This window comes from Nocardiopsis mwathae, assembly GCF_014201195.1.
Classification (GTDB): domain Bacteria; phylum Actinomycetota; class Actinomycetes; order Streptosporangiales; family Streptosporangiaceae; genus Nocardiopsis_C; species Nocardiopsis_C mwathae.
This window is the reverse complement of sequence record NZ_JACHDS010000001.1, coordinates 960,638-978,389: the sequence shown is the minus strand read 5'-3', so window position 1 is coordinate 978,389 and position 17,752 is coordinate 960,638. Positions and strand designations below refer to the sequence as shown.

Annotated in this window: 12 protein-coding genes; 5 read left to right on the top strand and 7 right to left on the bottom strand. The window is 73.4% G+C overall.

From position 1 onward, the window contains the following. Nucleotides 1–585 precede the first annotated feature (585 nt). The 3 genes from HNR23_RS03820 (at nt 586) to HNR23_RS03810 (ending at nt 5,243) form a co-directional block, all read left to right on the top strand. On the top strand, nt 586–1,494 hold the full coding sequence (locus tag HNR23_RS03820) for an Lrp/AsnC family transcriptional regulator (RefSeq protein WP_184073511.1): 909 nt from the start codon (nt 586–588) through the stop codon (nt 1,492–1,494). Between the two features lie 176 nt (nt 1,495–1,670). Beyond that, nucleotides 1,671–3,554, top strand: a complete 1,884-nt coding sequence (locus HNR23_RS03815; RefSeq protein WP_184073509.1) for an asparagine synthetase B family protein — start codon at nt 1,671–1,673, stop codon at nt 3,552–3,554. A gap of 99 nt (nt 3,555–3,653) precedes the next feature. Next, nucleotides 3,654–5,243 (top strand): beta-N-acetylhexosaminidase, encoded by a 1,590-nt coding sequence (locus tag HNR23_RS03810; RefSeq protein ID WP_394353740.1) that lies wholly within the window; start codon nt 3,654–3,656, stop codon nt 5,241–5,243. A 61-nt stretch (nt 5,244–5,304) separates the two neighbouring features. Here the strand turns inward: HNR23_RS03810 and HNR23_RS03805 are convergent, their stop codons facing one another. Further along, complete coding sequence (locus tag HNR23_RS03805) at nt 5,305–6,561, bottom strand: type III PLP-dependent enzyme domain-containing protein (RefSeq protein WP_184073505.1); 1,257 nt, start codon at nt 6,559–6,561, stop codon at nt 5,305–5,307. A 145-nt stretch (nt 6,562–6,706) separates the two neighbouring features. Further along, nucleotides 6,707–7,645 carry a glycerophosphodiester phosphodiesterase gene (locus HNR23_RS03800; protein WP_184073503.1) on the bottom strand — a complete coding sequence of 313 codons (939 nt, stop codon included), beginning with the start codon at nt 7,643–7,645 and terminating at the stop codon, nt 6,707–6,709. A 263-nt stretch (nt 7,646–7,908) separates the two neighbouring features. Here HNR23_RS03800 and HNR23_RS03795 point away from each other — a divergent pair, with 263 nt between their 5' ends. Then, nucleotides 7,909–9,240: a hypothetical protein gene (locus tag HNR23_RS03795; protein WP_184073501.1), complete on the top strand. Its 1,332-nt coding sequence runs from the start codon at nt 7,909–7,911 to the stop codon at nt 9,238–9,240. Between the two features lie 67 nt (nt 9,241–9,307). On the opposite strand, the gene fahA is transcribed toward HNR23_RS03795, so the two are convergent. The 5 genes from fahA to HNR23_RS03770 all read right to left on the bottom strand — a co-directional run bounded on the left by fahA (nt 9,308) and on the right by HNR23_RS03770 (nt 15,590). Then, nucleotides 9,308–10,504, bottom strand: coding sequence for a fumarylacetoacetase (fahA, locus tag HNR23_RS03790; RefSeq protein WP_184073498.1), 1,197 nt, complete (start codon nt 10,502–10,504; stop codon nt 9,308–9,310). A gap of 46 nt (nt 10,505–10,550) precedes the next feature. Further along, a complete protein-coding gene (locus HNR23_RS03785) occupies nt 10,551–11,483 on the bottom strand; it encodes a hypothetical protein (RefSeq protein ID WP_184073496.1) in 933 nt (310 codons plus the stop codon). Then, on the bottom strand, nt 11,483–12,652 hold the full coding sequence (locus tag HNR23_RS03780) for a homogentisate 1,2-dioxygenase (RefSeq protein ID WP_184073494.1): 1,170 nt from the start codon (nt 12,650–12,652) through the stop codon (nt 11,483–11,485). Before HNR23_RS03780 ends, HNR23_RS03785 begins: the two co-directional genes overlap by 1 nt. Nucleotides 12,653–12,722: 70 nt before the next feature. Continuing rightward, nucleotides 12,723–14,420 (bottom strand): FAD-dependent monooxygenase, encoded by a 1,698-nt coding sequence (locus HNR23_RS03775; RefSeq protein ID WP_184073492.1) that lies wholly within the window; start codon nt 14,418–14,420, stop codon nt 12,723–12,725. 210 nt (nt 14,421–14,630) lie between these two features. Next, complete coding sequence (locus HNR23_RS03770) at nt 14,631–15,590, bottom strand: MBL fold metallo-hydrolase (RefSeq protein WP_184073490.1); 960 nt, start codon at nt 15,588–15,590, stop codon at nt 14,631–14,633. 250 nt (nt 15,591–15,840) lie between these two features. Here HNR23_RS03770 and HNR23_RS03765 point away from each other — a divergent pair, with 250 nt between their 5' ends. Then, on the top strand, nt 15,841–17,709 hold the full coding sequence (locus HNR23_RS03765) for a gamma-glutamyltransferase family protein (RefSeq protein WP_184073488.1): 1,869 nt from the start codon (nt 15,841–15,843) through the stop codon (nt 17,707–17,709). Nucleotides 17,710–17,752 lie beyond the last annotated feature (43 nt).

Genomic DNA, 17,752 nt, shown 5'->3' with positions numbered 1-17,752 from the left:
TTCAGGTCGTCCGGGCGCCCGAGGCGACGCCTGCATGCCGTGTTGTGGACGATACGGACAGGCCACTCACCCGGGCGATATGGTCACCACCCGGATGGCGGTGGTGCCGACCCCACCCCCGCCGGTGGCCGTCACCTCCGAGACGCGGCGTCCGCTGTCCGCCCTCCTCCGTACCCGGGGGCGGCCCCCGGGCTACCACTCCCACCGTAGATAACGCGCCCCTCACTTCGCGTCCGCCGGAAGACCGAGGACTTCGCGGAAACCTTTGGTCAAAAGTCGGTGCCGCAGACCGACCTTCGAGTGCGTTTCGCGCGACCCGAATCGATCACCGCTCACTCGCCACAGGTGCGGCATACCCCATCAAACCCCCACGTCACAGTGGATGAACCGGGAATCCGGAGTGCGGGGTGCGGCCGCCGACGGTGCCGAGGGCTCTGATCGGGGAATCCTCCGCGGGTATGAGGCAGCGGATACGTCGGAGCAGTGCTGCGCCGATTGTCAAGTCCACGGCGCAGCGACACAGAAGAGGACGAAAACGATATTGGGCAGAATGAGCCGAAATCCCCCCGAACGAGGTAGGTGACGATGGAGCTCGACGCCATCGATGCGGCGATCGTGCGTGAACTGCGGGTCGACGGGCGGCTGCCCTTCGAGACCCTGGCGGGACGCATCGGGCTGTCCCGCGCGGCCGCCCGGCTGCGGGTACGCCGCCTCCTCGACTCCGGGAGCCTGCGCATCGTCGGCGTCGCCCATCCGACCGTGCGCGACATCGGCACCCTCGCCCACCTGGCGATCCGCGTCGGCGGCGGCGCCACCCCGGTCGCCGAGGCGGTGGCCCGGCTGCCCGAGGTACGCGCGGTTCGGCTGACCTCCGGCCGCTTCCCGCTCTCCGTCGAGGCCCAAGGCGGCGACCTGCCCCGACTCAGCGGCGTCATCGACCGGATCCGCTCGCTGCCCGGCGTCCGCGAGATCGACACCACGGTCTACACCCACGTGGTCAAGGACCCCGTCCTCGCCGCCGCCCAGCCCCCCGGCGCCGAGCCCGACGAGGTCGACCGGTCGCTGATCGGCCTGCTGGAACGCAACGGCCGGCTGTCGTTCGCCGAGCTCGCGGGACACGTGGGCCTGTCCCCCGGCGCGGTGCGGGGCCGGGTGATGCGGATGCTGCGCGAGCGCGTGCTGCGCGTGACGGCCCTCCTCGACCCCGCCGCGATCGGCCTGGTCCGGCAGGGCGGGTTCGCGCTACGCCTGGCCTCCGACGGCGGCGAGGCGGTCAAGGAGCTGTCCTCCTGGGAGCACACCCGCTTCCTCACCCGCTGCCTGGGCCACTCCGACCTGATGGGCACGGTGGCGGCCGAGTCCGTGTCCACCCTGCACACCGTCTACGAGCGCCTGCGGGCCCTGCCCGGCGTGCAGGTGACCGAGACCTGGATCCACCTCGACGACGTGAAGCCGCCCCTGGGACAGGACGGCGCCCCACCGGTTGGCCGATAGTGGCCGTTCTTCGTGACACCCCGGTGAACACTCGGCGACGTCCGGTGATGATCTCGCCCGTGCCGCCGTGTCGCGGCGACCGCGCTCCGCTTCGTGGTGTGTGCTGGTGTACACACACCGATCCGGACATCTGGTGAGGTACCACGCACCTTCGCCGACGAACGGAGGCACGCACCATGCGCTTCTACCTCGCGCTCGCCGCGGCGGCCCCCCGCGAACGGGCACCGATCCCCCGGCACGTGACGGCCGCGGCCCGCATCCTGGCCGACCTCGCCCTCCCCGTACCCGAGGCGAGCCTGCGCCACCGCGCCTGGACCTCGCCCGACGGCACCGCCGCGCTGCTCTGCTGGACCAACGAGCCCGAGCACCCCGACCTCCCGGAACCGCTGACCGACCTCGCCGGCGCGGCCCGCGCCGCCACCCCCGGCGGGACCGGCGGAGTGCTGGGCCACACCGGATACCTGGCCGACCCCGGCGACCTCGAAGCGCTGCGCACGACCACCGGAATCGGCCCGCTCCTGGACCGCACCGGCGGCGCCTTCGGCGTCTTCCGCGCCCTCCCGCACGGGTTCGACGCGGTCACGTCCATCAGCAGGACCGACCCCGTCTACCACGGTGAGGGCGGCGGCCTGCACGTGGCGGCCAACCGTGCCCTGCTCGCCCACCTGGTCCTGCGCGCCGCCGAGAACGGCGAGGGAGCCCCCCTCCCGCCCGCGCCCGTCTACGACGTTCCGCCGATGCAGGCCCTCGTCCGCCACGGCTTCTACATCACCGACGACACCCCCTTCGCCGGGATTCGCGCACTCGGTGAACGGGCCGCGCTGGAGGTCCGCGACGGCAAGGCCCAGGTGATCAGCCGCGACCTGCCGACCCCCGAACCCGCGCGCCCCGGCCGCAGGCGGCGCGCGCGGACCGTCGACGAGCTGGCCGATGCCCTGGTCGCCGCGGTGGAACCGGTACGCCGACACCCCGAGGGCGTGTCGCTGTCGCTCACCGGCGGCCGGGACAGCCGGGTGATCGCCGCCGCACTGCACGCCGCCGGCATCGGCTTCCGGGCCACCACCCGCGGCGTCGACGACCACCCCGACGTGGTGCTGGCCAGGCGGATCTGCGCCGCCCTGGGGGTCGGCGACCATCGGGTGCTGCGGCCCCGGATCCCGCCGGAGCAGGCGGCCGATCCGGCGTTCGTCCTGGCCGAGCATCCGCGCCCGCGCACGCTGCGGCTGCTGCGGATGACCGAGGGGATGAACTCGGCCTTCGAGGACGTCATCGCCCCGCACGCCTTCGTCCCGGAGGCCCGGCTGTCGGGCTCCGGCGGTGAGGCGCTGCGCGGCGGCTGGCTCAAGGACCAGGCCGACCTCTCCCATCCCGCGCTCATCGACCGGCTGCGCACCATCACGCTGGCGCAGTCCCCGATGATGACGCCCGAGGCCGAGGCCGACGGAGAGGCGCTGTTCGAATCCTTCCGCACGGCCTACGCCGACGACCCCGCGCTCGCCCTGGACCACCTCTACCTCCGGTACCGCACCGGCCGCTGGCTGACCGGGTCGCGCACCGCGACCCTCTGCGGCTACCGCTACTACCACCCGTTCCTGGACCACCGGGTGCTCGGTGCGGTGCACCGCCTCTCCCCCCGCTGGCGCTGGTCCGAAGAGCTCGTCCTGCGCCTGCTGGAGCGGTTGGCCCCGCCCCTGGCCCGCATGCCCGTCGCCGACCACCCGTGGCGGTTCGACCACCGGCGCGTGCTCAACCCGCTGCACCGCCGTGCCCGGCGGCGGCGCCCGGTGCTGCGCGCCGCCTCGACGGTCGGCGGCTTCGACTGGCGGCGGCGGCCGGGCCCCGACTACGTTGCGCCGATGCGCGAGCGCATCCTCGACACCCCGGAGCTGTTCCGGCTGGTCGATCGGGCGGCGACGGAGCGGATCCTGACCCAGGACCCCACGCCTCGGCCCGGCCAGGTATGGAACCTCTACACGATCGCCCTGCTACTTTCGGGCGAGTGGCTGGCGTCCCGCGGGGCGGCGCCGGACGAGGGCCGCATCGGCGTCCCGATCCGCTGAGCCCGGCCGCCGCCACCGCCGGCCGAAATCCCGTGTCCTTTTCCCGTGCCGCGTGGCAGCATGGCTCCGCCCATGGTTCCCAGCGGAAGGGACTCCCCCGTGCCCGATCTCGCGCTCGTGCCCCGGCCCACCGACCTCACCGCCGACCCCCGCCCCGGACCGGAGCTCACCACGGCCACCCGTATCGGCTCCGACGCCGCCTCCCGCGGCACGGAAACCTGGCTGCGCGCCGAGCTCGGCGCGGCGACCGGGCTGCCGCTGCCCCCCGGAGACCCCGGCGATGCGGAGATCGGCCTGCGTGTGGACCCCGGGGCCGGGCTCGACCCCGAGGGATACCGGCTGGACATCGACGAGGCGGGCGCCCGGATCGTCGGGCACGACCCCGCCGGGGTGTTCTACGGCGCCCAGACCCTGCGCCAGCTGCTGCCCCCGGCCGCCTACCGCCGCGCCGCCACCGCGGGCGCCGGTTCCTGGGTCCTGCCGACCGCGCACGTCACCGACGGGCCGCGGTTCGGCTGGCGCGGCTGCATGCTCGACGTCGCCCGGCACTTCCTGCCCAAGCACGACGTGCTGCGCTTCATCGACCTGCTGGCGATGCACAAGCTCAACGTGCTGCACCTGCACCTCACCGACGACCAGGGCTGGCGCATCGAGATCCGGCGCTATCCGCGGCTGACCGAGGTCGGCGCGTGGCGCCGGGAGACGCAGGTCGGGTTCGGCCGCCCGACCGTCTTCGACGGCCGCCCCCACGGCGGCTTCTACACCCAGGACGACATCCGGGAGATCGTGGCCTACGCCGCCGACCGGCACATCACCGTGGTCCCCGAGATCGACATCCCCGGCCACTCCCAGGCCGCCATCGCCGCCTACCCCGAGCTGGGCGAGGGCGAACCGGTCGAGGTGGGCCGGGAGTGGGGGGTCACCGAGGGCGTCCTCAACGTCACCGACGCCACCCTGGACTTCTACCGCCACGTCTTCGACGAGGTCCTCGACCTCTTCCCGAGCCGCTACATCTGCGTCGGCGGAGACGAGTGCCCCAAGGGGCCGTGGAAAGCGAGCGCGAGCGCCCAGCGGCGCATCGCCGAGGAGGGCCTGGCCGACGAGGAGGAGCTGCAGAGCTGGTTCATCCGGCGGTTCGACGCCTATCTCACCGAGCGCGGCCGCCGTCTGCTCGGCTGGGACGAGATCCTGGAGGGCGGCCTGGCGCCGGGGGCCACGGTGGCGTCGTGGCGGGGCACCGAGGGCGGCATCGCGGCGGCGCGTGCCGGGCACGATGTCGTGATGTGCCCGACGCGGACGTCCTACCTGGACTACCGCCAGTCCGACGCGCCGACCGAGCCGATCCCCGTGGGTACCGTGCTGACGCTGGCCGACGTGTACACCGCCGAGCCGGTCCCGTCGGAACTGGCCGCCACGCCCGACGCCGGGCGGGTGCTGGGCGCGCAGGCCAACGTCTGGACCGAGAACATGGACTCGCCGCGCACGGTCGACTTCATGGCCTTTCCCCGGCTCGCGGCCTTCGCCGAGGTGGTGTGGTCCGCACCGGACCGCGACTACGCCGGGTTCCTCCCCCGCCTGCGCACCCACCTCGCCCGCCTGGACGCCGCCGGAGTGGAGTACCGCCCCCTACAGGGACCCCGCCCCTGGCAGCAGCGCCCCGGCGTCCCCGGCTGGGCGCACACCCACTGACCCCTCCCTCCCTCGTCGATCTCGGAGATCGACGAGGGAGGGAGGGGAAACGGGGGCGTGGCTAGAAGTAGGTGGTCAGGACGTCGACGACGGTGTGGGTGTCGTCGACCACCGGGATGAAGCGCCAGCGGTCGAACGCGGTGCAGGGGTGGGAGATCCCGAACATCACCAGGTCGCCCGGCTCGGGCCGGAGGTCGGCGGGCAGCCTGAGGTGGGCGTGGTGGTCGTTGAGCCCGGTGACCTCGATCGCCGACGCGTCCTCGATCCGCCCGTCGGCGCGGCGCAGCAGCCGGGGGGCCGGGAACCCGGCGTCGAAGTTGGCCTCGCGTTTGCCGACCGTCGCGATGGCCAGTCCCTCCTCGGGCACCGAGGACACCTGCGCCCAGATCTCCAGTGCGGCGCTCAGCGGCCCGTCGGCCGGGGCGGTGCGGCGGAAGGGGGTCGTGTCGCGGTAGAGGCCGTCGTCGTGGGCGACGTAGGCGCCGCTGCGCAGGACCGGCCACACGTCACCGCGCCCGCCCAGTTCCTCGGCGACCACGTCGAACCAGGCGCTGCCGCCCACCGACACCACGGGCCGGTCCGCGGTCAGTCCCCGGTCCCGCATCGCCAGTGCGTCGGCGACCAGCGCGCGCACCAGGTCGCCGACGGCGTCGCGGGTGTCCAGCCCGCCCTCGTAGGCGGCGACCCCGGCCAGTTCCAGGCCGGGTGCGGCCGCGACGGCCGCGGCGGCCGACAGCAGGGCGCCGCGGTCGCGGCAGCCGGTGCGGCCCCCGGGAAAGCCGCGCTCCACGAGCACCCGCAGCGGACGCCCTTCGGGGCGGTCGGCGGCGGCCGCGGCGGCGCGGCGCAGGCCGGGGCCGTCCTCGGCGCCGTCGACGTAGCAGAGGAAGTCGAAGCCGGGGTCGCGGTCCAGCTCGCCGACGATCCACCGCAGCGCGGTGGGGTCGAGGAGTTCGTTGGCGAGCAGCACCCGCGGCACGCCGAAGCGCCGGTAGGCGAGCACCTGGTGGGCGGTGGCGGCGGTGAGCCCCCAGGCACCGGCGTCGAACTGGGCCTGGAACAGCCGGGGCGCCATGGTGGTCTTGCCGTGCGGGGCGAAGGCCAGGCCGTGGGCGCGGGCGAAGTCGGCCAGCGCCGCGATGTTGCCGTCCAGCGCGGTGCGCCGCGCCACCATCACGGGCCAGGTGAAGGACCCGTCGAACAGGTGCGGCCGCCGGGCCGCGAACTCCTCGGTGGTGACGGCGGGGCCGGGCCACCAGAAGCCCTTCGCCCGCCAGTCGATCCGTTCCTCGGGGATGTCCAACCGAACGCGTTCCACGGCCCACTCCGTCGTCGTGCCTGTGCTGCCGCCCCCATTCCAGCAGGCGGCGGCCCCCGGTGCCGCTCGGGGGCCGCCGAACCGCCGCCCCGCCGCGGACGGAGCGGCGGGGGTGGTGGGGCCGCGGGGAGGTGGGGCGCCGGTGTCAGGGCAGCAGAGGCGTGCGCTCCCGGGGCTCCTCCTGCGGCCCCCGGTCGGACCGCTGCTCCCGGATGACCTGGCGCAGCCTGTCGGGGTAGTCGGAGATGATCCCGTCGACGCCCATGGCGATCGCCCGGCGCATGTCGCCGGGCTCGTTGATGGTGTAGGTGTGCACCTCCATGCCGGCGGCGTGCACCCTGCGCACGTAGGCGGCGTCGATGGTGGTGTGGTTGGGGTTGATCTGGTCGGCCCAGGAGCTGTAGCGGGCGAGGTCGTTCTCGGCGACCCGGCCGAGGATGCCGTGCGGGATCGAACGCAGCCGCTCCTTGGAGCGCCGGGCGCTGTCCCGGTCGAAGCTCTGGATGACCAGCTTCTCGTACCCGCCGCGCCCGTCGGGCACCAGCCAGTACGGGTTGCTCTTGATGGTCTGCGCGATCTGGTCCTCGATCCCCGGGTAGAGCACGGGGGCCTTGATCTCCAGCAGGAAGTTGACCCGGTGGCGGCGGAGCCGGTCGAGCGCCTCCTGCAGCGTGGGCACCTTCTCCCCGGCGAAGGAGCGGTCGAACCAGGAGCCGGCGTCGAGCCGCTTGATCTCACGCAGCGTGAAGTCGCCGACGTTATAGGGGGCGCGGTCCGGGAAGACCTTGGCCACGTCGGTGGTCCGCCGCAGGGTGGTGTCGTGGATGACCACGAGCTTGTGGTCCTTGGTCCGCTGGATGTCGAGCTCCACGGTGGTGGCGCCGAGCGAGGCGGCCTTGTCGATCGCGGCGAGGGTGTTCTCCGGCGCGTAGCCGGATGCGCCCCGGTGGGCGACGTCGAGGACGGGGCGATGTGCTCTCTGCCGCTCCAGGGTCTCGGGCACGGCGGCTGCGACCGCGCTGCCGCCACCGGTGGCCAGCGCCAGCATCGTGGCGACGCTGACGATTCCGAGCCGTCGGATCATGCCATTCCCTCCGCAAGTACCGGTTCACTGTCCGCTCCAGCATGTTCACGCGTGGTTACCGATGGGTGTCGGCAAGGCGAGCCCGCGGTGCCACCGCCGGGAACACGCCAGGGTGTATCGGCATCCAGCGGGTGAACTCGCGACACGTACCACTCATTGTGAGCAATTGGACACGTCGTGTGCGATTTTTGGTTGTGGCGACAATTGCACACACTCAGTGTCCCATAGTTGCAACACTCCGTAGTCAAACGAGAGGTCGAAGTATGCGCAAGCACCACAAGAGGTGGATCGCGCTCGCAGGCGCCACCAGCATCTCCCTGGCCGGTTTCGGCGCCCTCGGCGGCGGCGTGGCGGCCACCGAGGAGGACCCGGCCGGACTCGCGTGGCCGGTGATCGAGCAGAAGGCGTCGCACTACGCGCTCGACGGATTCGAGATCACCTACCTGCCGCCGGGGTTGGAGCGGCACGGGATCCACGCGAAGTCCTCCATCAGGAAGAAGGGTGAGCGCTCGTCGTTCATCGCCTGGACCCGCGGGGTCGACGCCCTCTACGGCAAGGTCGGTGTCGTCCGCAAGGGATCCCTGAAGACGCTCGACGACCTGAGGAAGGACGAGTACGGGCACCTCCGCGACGACGTGCTGGAGAAAGTCGACAATAACGGCCGGGAGGCCTACCTGTCGGCGAAAACGGGCGACCTTTTCTGGATCGAGGAGCCCGGCGTCGGCGTCATCACCTACCTGCGGCCGTCGAAGTGGGACCGCGCGGAGCTGATGAAGCTCGGTTCCGCCGTGAAGAAGCAGAAGCTGTCCGGCAGCAGACCCACGCTGGAGGCACCCTCCGGCGAACAGGGTGCCGCGCCGCCGGGCCTCGGCGGCGCGGCCGAACAGTCGCCCGAGTCCTCCGCGTCCGGTCAACCCCAGGAGCCGGCCGGCCAGGCGTCCGGCGCTCCGGAGCTCCCCGAGGCCTCCGGATCGCCCACGACGCCCAAAGCACCGAAGCTGCCCAAGCCGTCGCAGGGTCCCGCGGCTGAGCAGCCCGGTGGTCAGGGTCAGGCCACCGAGTCCAAGCCGGGGATGCCGCTCCCCGACGCTCCGGACACCATTCCGCCGCTGCCGCCCGGCCTCACCGCGGACAAGGTGCTGACCTGCCTGGTCGACGAGTTCCTCGGCCCCGACCAGGACGAGCGCGGCACCGCCGACCGGGCGGCCTTCGCCGACGCCTGGAAGGGGGCGACCGAGTCGGCCCGCACCGCGGCCGTCGCCGCCTGCGCCGAGCAGTTCCAGGAGCGGCGCTCCGACTCCGACTCCGACGGTGACCGCCTCGACAGCCTTATCGACGCGATCTGGGAGACGCTCGACTGGGCCCTTGAGGGCACCCTCATCGTGGAGACGGACGACGCCGACTTCATCGTCGACCACGGCGATTTCGACAGCGACCACTTCTTCATGGACGACGCCGACCACGCGCCGCAGACGCAGACGAAGGTGAAGAAAAAGAAGAAGCGCGGACTGGCCGCGATCAGCACCATGCCGTGGACCCTGCCGGGCATGTCGATCAGCCTCGGCAACCAGATCACCGTCGGCGAAGAGGAATGACCATTGGTGCCCAGCGGTACACAGGGGGACCGCCTCAGCGGTCCCCCTCTGCCTCTTCGCTTCTCCGCTACCGTCCGGCCGACCGCACCGTTCCGGTGACCTCGCCCAGCGAGATGGAGCCGCCGCCCATGCCGGGGGCGGTCGCCGAGATCCGGACCGTGTCCCCGTCCTCCAGGAAGGTGCGGGTGGACCCGTCCGCGAAGGCCAGCGGTTCACCGCCGCCCCAGCTGAGCTCCAGCAGGGAGCCCCGCTGGCCGCGCTCCGCACCGGAGACCGTGCCCGACGCGTACAGGTCGCCGGTGCGCAGTGAGGCGCCGTTGCAGGTCAGGTGGGCCAGCATCTGGTCCGGCGTCCAGTACATCGCCGCGTAGGGCGGCCGCGAGACGACCTCGCCGTTCAGCTCCACCTCGAAAGCGAGGTCGAGCCCCCAGTCCGCGACCCGCTTGAGGTAGGGCAGCGGCTCGGGGTCCTGGGCACGCCCGGCGAAGCGGGCCGCCCCCAGGGCTTCCAGCGGCACCACCCAGGGGGCCACCGACGTGGCGAACGACTTGCCGAGGAACGGGCCCAGGGGGACGTACTCCCAGGCCTGGATGTCGCGGGCACTCCAGTCGTTGACCAGCACCGCGCCGAACACGTGCTCGGCGAAGTCGCCGACCGGCACGCTGCGCCCCAGCGGGGTCGGCGTCCCCACGACGAAGCCCAGCTCGGCCTCGATGTCCAGGCGCGCGCTCGGCCCGAACAGCGGCTCCTCGGCGCCCCTGGGCTTGAGCTGCCCGGTGGGCCGCACGATGTCGGTCCCCGACTTCACCACCGTCCCGGACCTGCCGTGGTACCCGACCGGAAGGTGCTTCCAGTTGGGCTTGAGCGGCGCCTCGTCGGGCCGGAAGATCCGGCCGACGTTGGAGGCGTGCTCCAGCGAGCAGTAGAAGTCGACGTAGTCGGCGACCTCGAAGGGCATGCGCAGCTCGGCCTCGGCGAGGGGCACCAGGTGCGGCTCGGCCGCCGGCCGCCCCTCCTCCGAGGTCAGCATCCCGGTGAGCTTGGCCCGCACCGACCGCCACGTCGTCGACCCGCGCGCCATGAACGGGTTGAGCGAGGCGGCGAAGAACTCCGGATCGCCCAGGGCCCCGGCCAGGTCGAGGACGTAGTCGCCCACCCGCACACCCACCCTCGGCTCGGCTCCGCCTCGGGAGAACACGCCGTAGGGCAGGTTGTCGGCTCCGAACCCGGACGCGTCGGCCCCGGGTACCCACGTTGTCGTCACTTTTCTCCTTTTCGGGTCGCTGCGGCGCGGTGCCTGTGCCGCCGGCTCATATCTCCCAGGACCCCAGCAGGCCCAGCCGCCCGGCGTCCCGCACCGGGTCGCCGGTGCTGCACGACCCGTAGGCGGTGAACAGCTCCCGGGCGCGCTCGGCCACCGCCGGATCCAGGGCGCGGATCTCGCGGGCCAGCCGCCGTTCATCGGTCTCGGCGAGGGCGGAGCGCACCTCCGCGCTGCCGCCGCCGTCGGCCGCCACCGCGGTGGCCAGCAGCAGGTTGAGGTACCCGTGGTGGGTGAACCTCGTCTTCGGGTCGGTGTGCCGGGCCGCGTGGTGCAGCCCGGCCGTCGCCTTGAACGGCACGTCGTGGTCGCGGCACGCGGTGATGAACGCCTCCAGCTCCGGAATGCTGGGGAACAGGTCGGAGCGCACCCCGCCGCAGCGGACCTTGACGCCCAGCGGCCGCGCCCCGGCCAGCACCTCCACCGCCCCCAACCACCCCGGACCGCGCCGCGGCTCGAAGTAGACCGTGCGCGCCTGCGCGCCGATCTCCACGCTCCGCAGCAGGTGGGCGGCCTTGCGGATGTCGGCCGCGTCGGCCGGGATCTCGCAGTGGGTGACCCGGATCCGCGGGTCGGGTTCCGGCAGCATGCCGGTGGCCCCTGCTTCCGGCGGCAGGATGAGCCCCACGTCGAGGCGTTCGCCCGGCCCCGGCCCCCCGCCGCCCGCCGCCCGGTCGTCCGTCTCCGGGTCGCCCTCGGGCCAGCCGACGTCGGAGAGCCGCCGGCACAGCTCGTCCCAGCGGCCCGCCGGGCACAGGAAGCGGTGGGTGAGCATGGGGTGGGCGACGATCCGGTCGGACCGGTGCCGCTCGACGGCCTGCGGCATCGACAGCGCCGTGGGCGGGAACAGTCCCGCGTCGTCGACCAGCCCGCGCAGCAGCGTCTGCGCGGGCGTCTCCGCCGTCCCCGTTCGGCCCGTCATCACCGCGCCCAGGTCCACGCGTAGTTCGGGTCCTCCGACTCCCGCCCGGCCGGGCCGATGTCCAGGGGGCGGAAGGTGTCGATCATGACCGCCATCTCGGTGGTCTCCCGCGCACCGAGGGACGCCTCGACCGCGCCCGGCTGCGGCCCGTGGGTGAACCCGGCGGGGTGCAGCGAGATGGACCCGATGTCGATGCCCGACCCCGCGCGGGCCGCGTAGTCCCCGGCGACGTAGTACATGAACTCGTCGCTGTCCACGTTGTGGTGGTTGTAGGGGATGGGCACGGCCTCGGGGTGGTAGTCCAACGGGCGCGGGCAGAACGAGCACACCACGAAGTTGGGGCCCTCGAAGGTCTGGTGCACGGGCGGTGGCGCGTGCGTCTTCTTCACGATCGGTTCGAAGTCGTGGATGTTGAAGGCGTAGGGGTACAGGTAGCCGTCCCAGCCCACGACGTCGAACGGGTGGTGGGCGAAGGTCATCCGGGTCAGCCCGCCACGCGTGCGTACCAGCACCGGGGTGGCGGTCTCGGCCTCCTCCCCCTCGACCACCAGCGGCCCCGACGGGCCGCGCAGGTCGCGCTCGCAGTAGGGCGCGTGCTCCAGGTACTGCCCGTAGGACGACAGGTAGCGCTTGGGCGGGCGGATGTGCCCGGAGGCCTCGATCGTCAGGGCCGTGACGGTGCCGTGCGGGACCCAGCGGTGGATCGTCCCGGTAGGGATGGTGACATAGTCGCCCTCCCCCGCCTCGATCACGCCGTAGGTGGACTCGAAGCGGACCGACCCGGACTGGATGTAGACGGTCTCGTCGCCCACGGAGTTGCGGTAGAGGCCGCTGGGCACATCGGTGCGGGCGAAGCCGATGCGCACGTCGCCGTTCCCGGCGAGCAGCCGGCGCCCCTCGACCATGTCGCCGTTGGTCGTGAGCTCCTGGGTCCTGAAGTGCCGGGGCGCCAGCGGCATGTTCGGGGTGGTGCCGACCAGGTCCGGCGGGACGTCCACGGGCTCGGTCTTGACGATGGCGGTGGGCAGGAACCGGTGGTAGAGCAGCGAGGAGTCGGAGGAGAAGCCCTCCTCCCCCATCAGCTCCTCGGCGTAGATGCCCCCGTCGGGCCTGCGGAAGACGGTGTGGCGCTTGCGGGGGATCTCCCCGACCGCGCGGTAGTACGGCATCGTCCGTGCCTTTCTCTCGGTTGTCCTCGGGCGTCCTCCCGGCCCGGCGCCGCTGTCGCGCCGGGCCCGGTCACGGCTGGATGAGGGCGGGCGCCTCCTCGCCGCAGGCTCGGCGCACGGCGGCGAGCACCGTCTCGGTGTCGGCGGTCCCGGCGGCATCGAGGTCGAGGACCGCGCACAGGTGGGCGTCGGGCCGGACCACGTGGACGGTCCCGGTCCCGGCGCGCAGGGCCTCGGCGAGGGCGCCGTCGACATCGATGTCGTCCAGGGCGTGGGCCGCCACCGCGACCGGCAGCCCCTCGGCGGCCGCGGCCAGCGCTCGGGCGCGCCCGGCATCGGCCGTCAGCAGGGTGAACCCGGGGCCCAGGAGGCGGCGCAGCCGGGTGACGCCCGCCCCGCCGGGCTCGCGGGCCGGGCCGTCGGGGCAGATCACCCCGGGAACGGGTGGCCGGGGGCGCCCGGCCTCGGTGGGGATCGGCTCGGCGACCTCGGGCGGCGTGGTCAGCGGCGAGTCGGGGTACCAGTACGGCTCGGCGAGCTTGCCGGAGTCGATCCGGTCGCGCGCGGCGGGGTCGGTGACGGCGCGCTCCAGGGTCTCGCGGCGGCGCCGGGAGTCGGCCTCACCGTGCGGTACCAGGAACCGCATGGTGTCGCCGGTGACCCGCAGGTTCTCCTGCGCGGCGGCCCAGCGTTCGTCGTGGTAGCTGCCGAGCAGGCGCTCGGCGGCGGCGGGGGAGACCCGGCGGGCGCACGCCAGCTTCCAGCCGAGGTTCTCCGCGTCGTGCACGCCGCTGTTGAGCCCGCGGGCACCGAAGGGGGCGTACAGGTGGGCGGCGTCCCCGGCGAGGAAGACGCGGTCCCGGCGGAAGGACTCCGCGCAGCGCTCGTGGAACCGGTACACCGACGACCACACGATCTCATAGGGCTGCTCCCCGACGATCTTGCGGATGCGCGTGTCCAGGGCTCCGGTGGCCCGCTCGGCGTCGATGTCGTAGCCGTCGGGCACCTGCCAGTCGATGCGCCAGGTGGAGTCGGGGCACTGGTGCACCAGCACCTGGCGGCCCGGGTTCCACTCCGGGTCGAAGAAGAACCGGCGCTCGTTGGGGAACGGCAGGTCGGCGCGGATGTCGCAGATGAGGAACCGGTCGGCGAAGGATTCGCCGGGGAATCCGACCCCGAGCAGGCGGCGCACCGTGCTGTGCGGGCCGTCGGCACCGACGAGGTGGGTGCCTCGGGCGGCGACGGCGCCGTCGGGGGTCGCGGCCTCGACGGTGACGCCGTCCGCGTCCTGGCGCAGGCCGGTGACCTCGTGCCGGTAGCGGATCTCGACCAGCGGGTCGGCCGCGGCGCGGCGCAGCAGCTCCTGTTCGACGCGGGCCTGGGAGATGTTGATCCACGGGGGCAGCCGGACCTCCCCGCCCATCGCGGGGAAGGTGACCGTGCGCACCTCGTGGTGCCGGTAGTAGGTGCGCGCGGTGGTCCAGGTGACGCCCTCGGCGATGAGGGGGGCGGCGACACCGAGCCGGTCGAAGGCGTCGAGCACGTCGCGCTGGAAGCAGATGGCCTTGGACCCGGTCATCCTGAAGTAGTCGCCGCCGCGCTCCTCCGCGGCCTCCAGCACAAGGGTGGGGACGCCGAAGCGGGCGAGGGTCAGGGCGGTGCACAGGCCGACCGGACCGGCCCCGGCGACGAGGACGGGCGGCGCGGTGCCGGGTGGGTGCGGGGGTCCGTCGTCCGGTGCCGCCGGAGACGGGACAATGGGCGTCATGGTTGCTCCTGGTTGGTTCTGACTCAAGGAGTGCCGCGCCCGCCGCGCACCGCATCCATCCGCTCGGACCGGTCGGACCGCCATCCGACCGTCCGGGCCGCGTGTGCCCGACGGCGCCGTCCCCCGCGGCCGGTCCGCCGACCGGCCGCGGGGCCCGTGATTCCCACGGGCGTGCGAAGTACCTGTCGCTATGGTTTCCTTCCCCGCCGGTCAGTCCTGCAGCCGCGCCCATACCTCCCGGTCGCGCTCGGCGGTCCAGACGGTGGGCCGCTCCACGCCGTCGTACTCCTCCCACAGTCGCGCGACGTCGAAGGGGAGGCAATGCTCGAAGATCGGCCACTTGCCGAACTTGGGGGCGAGCGCGGTGTGGGCGGCCTCGAAGGCCTCCTTGAGGGTGCCGCCGCGCCGGTGGACGGCGCCGACCTCCTCGCGCATGGTGTCGAGGAAGCCGCGGGTCTGGTCGATGGCGGCGGTGCACGCCGCGGCGCCCCGGGCCACCGCCCCGCGCCCGCCGACCAGGGCTTCGGCTCCGAAGGCGGCGACGCGGTCGAGCGTGCCGGTCGCCCAGTCGTGGTGGAAGGCGTCGCCGGTGTAGAGGGCGGCCTGGGCCTCGACGAGGTCGCCGGTGAACAGGATCCTGTGCCGCGGCAGCCAGGCCACGATGTCGCCCTCGGTGTGCCCGCGCCCGCAGTACTGCAGCACCAGGTCGCCGCGGTCGCCGCCGAGGTCGATGGTGAAGCGGTCGGTGAAGGTCGCACTGGGCCAGGTCAGGCCGGGGATGGAGTCGGGTTCGGCGAACAGGCGGGGCATCCGGCCGTACTCGCTGGCCCAGTCCTGCTCGCCGCGCTCGGCGATGAGCGCGCGGGTGTTCTCGTGGGCGATGATGACGTCGGCGTCGAAGGCGCTGGCGCCCAGCACCCGGACGGCGTGGTAGTGCGACAGCACCAGGTACCGGATGGGCTTGTCGGTGTGCTCGCGGAGCTTCTCCAGCCAGGCGCGGGCGGCGACGGGGGTGGCCAGCGCCTCGAAGCAGACGAGGAAGTCCTCGCCTTCGATGGCGCCGACGTTGGGGTCCCCCTCCGCGGTGAGCGCGTACACCCCGTCGGCCAGGACCTCCAGGGTCTGCTGCTTCTCCTCCAGGTCCGCGGAGCTCGCGAACGGCTTAGCCATGCGGCCGCACTCCTTGTGATCGATTATCGAACAGTGTGTTCCTATTTAGAGTCATCGTAGGTGTGACCCGCGCCACCGACAAGGGGCCGACGCAGGTTTTCCTACCCGCCGACCCCCACGAAGACGAAGCCCGAGGTAGATCCTTCGCGTTTCCACTGGCCGAGATCCCCCCTTTCTCCGACAGGTATGGACATATAGCCTTTCCGGACCTCTCCGGCGCCTCCGGCGTCCCCCACGGAAAGGCCATCGCATGCCCGACCCCACCACCCGGCCGGAGCTCCGCGGCGACTTCGGCATGGTGTCCTCCACCCACTGGCTGGCCAGCGCGACCGGGATGTCGGTGCTGGAGCGCGGCGGCAGCGCCGTCGACGCCGCCGTGGCCGCGGGCTTCACCCTCCAGGTCGTCGAGCCGCACCTCAACGGCCCCGGCGGCGAGGTGCCCATCCTGTTCCAGCCGGCCGGGGGCACCCCCACCGTGCTGTGCGGACAGGGCCCGGCCCCGGCCGCCGCCGTGCCGACCGCGTTCGACGGCTTCGACCGCATCCCCGGCACCGGGGTCCTCCCGGCCTGCGTGCCCGGTGCGTTCGACGCCTGGATGCTGCTGCTGCGCGACCACGGCACGCTGGGCCCCCGCGACGTCCTCGACCACGCCATCGCCTACGCCCGCCGCGGCTACCCGGTGCTGCCCGCGATCGCCGCCAAGATCACCGGGATGCGCGAGGTGTTCGCCCGCTGGTGGCCCACCTCGGCCGCGCTCTACCTGCGCGACGGGCGGGCCCCGCGCGCCGGTGCCTTCCTCGCCAATCCCCTGCTCGCCGCCACCTACCAGCGCGTCGTCGAGGAGTGCGAGCGCGCCGCGCGCACCCGCGAGGGCCGCATCGACGCCGCCCGCCGGATCTGGCGGGAGGGCTTCGTCGCCGAGGAGATCGGTGCCTTCCTGGCCGCCCCGGTCCCCGATCACACCGGCACCCCGCACCGCGCCCTGCTCGGCCCCGGCGACCTCGCCGCGTGGCGGGCCTCCTACGAGGAGCCGGTCAGCGCCGAATACGCGGGCTACACCGTGCACAAGACCGGGCCGTGGGGGCAGGGACCCGCGTTCCTGCAGCAGCTCCGGCTGGCCGAGGCCCTGGGCACCGGGGAGCTCGACGTGCTCGGTGCCGACTTCGCCCACGCCGTCACCGAGTCGGCCAAGCTCGCCTTCGCCGACCGCGAGGCCTGGTACGGCGACCCCGCCCACACCGACGTCCCCCTGGCCGACCTGCTCTGCCGGGGCTACGCCGAGCACCGGGCCGCGCTGGTCGACGACGCCGCCTCGGCCGCGCTGCGGCCGGGCTCCCCCGGCGGGCGCACCCCCTTCGTCCCCGATCCGTGCCTCACCCGGACCGCCGCCGCAGCGGCCCCCGGCGGGGAGCCGACCGTGGCGCGCACCGGCGAGCCGGTGGCCCGCCCCGCCGACGGCGCCGCCGCGGCCGGAGCCGCCCACGAGCTGGAGCGGCTCCCCGGGGACACCCCCGGTGTCCCGGCCGAGCAGCGCGGCGACACCTGCCACCTCGACGTCGTGGACCGGCGGGGCACCATGGTCTCGGCGACCCCCAGCGGCGGCTGGCTCGCAGGCTCCCCGGCCGTCGCGGGCCTCGGCTTCCCGCTGGGCACCCGCGGCCAGATGTTCTGGCTGGACCCCCGCTCCCCCGGGGTGGTCGCACCCCGCAAACGCCCCCGCACCACCCTGTCACCCACTCTGGTCACCCGCGGTGGCGAAGCGGTGCTGGCGTTCGGCACCCCCGGCGGCGATCAGCAGGACCAGTGGTCGTTCACCTACTTCCTGCGCCTGGTCCACGGCGGATCGGACCTGCAGGGTGCGATCGACGCGCCGATGTTCCACACCAACTCCTTCCCCTCCTCCTTCCACCCGCGTGAGATGGCGCCCGGGGAGCTGGTCGTGGAGTCGAGGGCGGGGCGGCGGGTCATCGACGCGCTGCGCGCCCGCGGCCACCGCGTCGTGGTGTCGGCGCCGTGGTCCCTGGGCCGCCTGGCCGCCGTCGCCCGCGACCCCGCCACCGGGGTTCTGCGCGCCGCGGCCGACCCGCGCGGCGCGCAGTGCTATGCGGCGGGCCGCTGAGGCGCGCACCCGCTGTCCGCGGGTGCGTTATGCCACCATGGGG